Here is a 3,002-nt window from a genome sequence, read left to right as displayed (position 1 = left end):
TCGCCCAGGATCGCATCGCGCCGATCGCCGCCGACATCGATCGCTCGAACGAATTCCCGGCGCATCTGTGGGGCGAACTCGGCGCACTCGGCTTGCTTGGCATCACCGCCGACCCCGATTTCGGCGGCAGCGGCATGGGTTATCTTGCGCATGTGATCGCCGTCGAAGAGATTTCCCGCGCTTCGGCCTCGGTCGGCCTCTCCTACGGCGCCCATTCCAACCTCTGCGTCAACCAGATCAACCGCTGGGCGACGACGGCGCAGAAGGAAAAATTCCTGCCGCCACTGTGCTCGGGCGAGCGTGTCGGCGCGCTGGCGATGTCGGAATCCGGCGCCGGCTCGGACGTCGTCTCGCTCAAGCTGCGCGCCGAAAAGCGCAACGACCGCTATGTGCTCAACGGCACCAAGATGTGGATCACCAACGGGCCGGATGCCGAGACGCTGGTCGTCTATGCCAAGACCGATCCGGACCGGAAATCACGCGGCATCACCGCTTTCATCGTCGAGAAGGCAATGGCCGGGTTTTCCGTGGCGCAAAAGCTCGACAAGCTCGGCATGCGCGGCTCCAGCACCAGCGAACTGGTGTTTAGGGATGTCGAGGTGCCCTTCGACAATGTGCTGCATGAGGAAGGACGCGGCGTCGAGGTGCTGATGTCGGGCCTCGACTATGAGCGCACGGTGCTTGCCGGCGGCCCGATCGGCCTGATGGCGGCGTGCCTCGACGTTGCAATCCCCTATGTGCATGAGCGTAAGCAGTTCGGCCAGGCGATCGGCGAGTTCCAGCTGGTGCAAGGCAAACTGGCTGACATGTACACGACGATGAATGCCGCGCGCGCTTACGTCTATGCTGTCGCCGCCGCTTGCGACCGCGGCCAGACGACGCGCAAGGATGCCGCCGGCTGTGTGCTGTTTGCCGCCGAGAAGGCGACGCTGATGGCGCTCGACGCCATCCAGCTGCTTGGCGGCAATGGCTACATCAACGACTATCCGACCGGCCGCCTTTTGCGCGACGCCAAGCTCTACGAGATCGGCGCCGGCACCAGCGAAATCCGCCGCTGGCTGATTGGGCGGGAAATCATGGCGGAGGGGGTATAGCATGGCAACGCTGCAAACCCAGATCTCGCCCTCCTCCGAAAGCTTCCGTGCCAATGCCGAGCGCATGCGGGCGCTGGTCGCCGACATTGCGGAGAAGGCTGCCACCGTCGAGCGCGGTGGTTCGGAGGAAGCGCGTGAGCGCCACGCTTCCCGTGGCAAGCTCCTGCCGCGCGAGCGCCTCGCGCAATTGCTGGATGTCGGCTCACCCTTCCTTGAGATCGGCCAGTTCGCCGCATGGTCGATGTATGGCGAGGAGATTTCGTCGGCCGGCATGATCGCCGGCGTCGGCCGCGTCGAAGGCATCGAGGTGATGGTCGTCGTCAACGATGCCACAGTGAAGGGCGGCACCTATTATCCGCTGACGGTGAAGAAGCATCTGCGGGCGCAGGAGATCGCCCTGCAGAACAATTTGCCCTGCATCTACCTCGTCGACAGCGGCGGCGCCAACCTGCCCAACCAGGACGAGGTGTTTCCCGATCGCGAGCATTTCGGCCGCATCTTCTACAACCAGGCCAACATGTCGGCGGCCGGTGTCCCGCAGATCGCCTGCGTCATGGGTTCGTGCACGGCGGGTGGCGCCTATGTGCCGGCGATGTCGGACGAAACGATCATGGTGCGCAACCAGGCGACCATCTTCCTCGGCGGCCCGCCGCTGGTGAAGGCGGCCACCGGCGAGGACGTCAGCGCCGAGGACCTCGGCGGCGCCGATGTGCACACCAGGCTCTCCGGCGTTGCCGACCACTATGCGCTGGACGACGACCATGCGCTCGCCATCTGCCGCCGCATCGTCAAAAACCTGAATCGGAACAAGACTGTAAGCCTGAACTCTAGGAGAGCGATTCCGCCGCTTCATCCGGCGGATGAACTCTATGGCATCGTGCCGACCGACCTGCGCCAGCCCTACGACGTGCGCGAGGTGATTGCGCGCATCGTCGACGGTTCCGAGTTCGATGAGTTCAAGCAGAACTACGGCACCACGCTGATCACCGGATTTGCCCATCTGCACGGCATGCCGGTCGGCATCATCGCCAACAATGGCGTGCTGTTTTCCGAAAGCGCGCTGAAGGGCGCGCACTTCATCGAGCTCTGCTGCCAGCGCAAGATCCCGCTGGTCTTCCTGCAGAACATCACCGGCTTCATGGTCGGCAGGAAATACGAGGCGGGCGGCATCGCCAAGGACGGCGCCAAGCTGGTGATGGCGGTCGCTACCGCGAAGGTGCCGAAGGTGACCATGATCATTGGCGGCTCGTTCGGCGCCGGCAATTACGGCATGTGCGGCCGCGCCTACTCGCCCCGCTTCCTGTGGATGTGGCCGAATGCCCGCATCTCGGTGATGGGCGGCGAACAGGCGGCAACCGTGCTCGCCATGGTCAAGCGCGAAGGCATCGAGCGCAAAGGCGGGGAATGGAGCGCCGAGGAAGAGGCGAAATTCAAGAAGCCGATCCTGATGAAATATGAGCATGAGGGCCATCCCCTCTACTCGTCCGCACGCCTTTGGGACGACGGCATCATCGACCCGGCGAAAACGCGCGACGTGCTGGCGCTCAGCCTGTCCGCCGCGCTCAACGCCGAAATCGAGGAGACGCGCTTCGGCGTGTTTCGGATGTGATGACCGGATCATCCGTAGAGCACTCCCTTGGTAAGGGAGAGGCCGACACCAAGGGCCGGACTGCCAAGCATTGGGGGCGCAAAGGAACGTCTGCGTCGCTCCAAGCAAACTGTGGCTAGGGAGGCTCCATGTTCGCCAAAATCCTGATCGCCAATCGCGGCGAGATCGCCTGTCGGGTGATCCGCACGGCTCGAAAGATGGGCGTGCGTACCGTTGCCGTCTATTCGGATGCCGACGCGAAATCCCTGCATGTCGAGATGGCCGACGAGGCGGTGCATATCGGCGCCTCGCCCGTTGGC

Annotated in this window: 3 protein-coding genes; all 3 read left to right on the top strand. The window is 63.8% G+C overall.

Annotated features, from left to right (window positions below; all coding sequences use genetic code 11):
- On the top strand, window positions 1–1,094 hold a 1,094-nt coding region (locus EN935_RS29055), incomplete at its 5' end, for an isovaleryl-CoA dehydrogenase (RefSeq protein WP_164771410.1).
- 1 nt (window position 1,095) lies between these two features.
- Window positions 1,096–2,703 (top strand): carboxyl transferase domain-containing protein, encoded by a 1,608-nt coding sequence (locus EN935_RS29050; protein WP_127373885.1) that lies wholly within the window; start codon window positions 1,096–1,098, stop codon window positions 2,701–2,703.
- Between the two features lie 128 nt (window positions 2,704–2,831).
- Window positions 2,832–3,002 (top strand): biotin carboxylase N-terminal domain-containing protein (locus EN935_RS29045; protein WP_164771409.1); only part of this gene is annotated, 171 nt, incomplete at its 3' end.

Source organism: Mesorhizobium sp. M7D.F.Ca.US.004.03.1.1, assembly GCF_003998635.1.
Taxonomy (GTDB): Bacteria; Pseudomonadota; Alphaproteobacteria; order Rhizobiales; family Rhizobiaceae; genus Mesorhizobium; species Mesorhizobium loti.
This window is presented reverse-complemented; position numbering and strand designations above follow the sequence as displayed.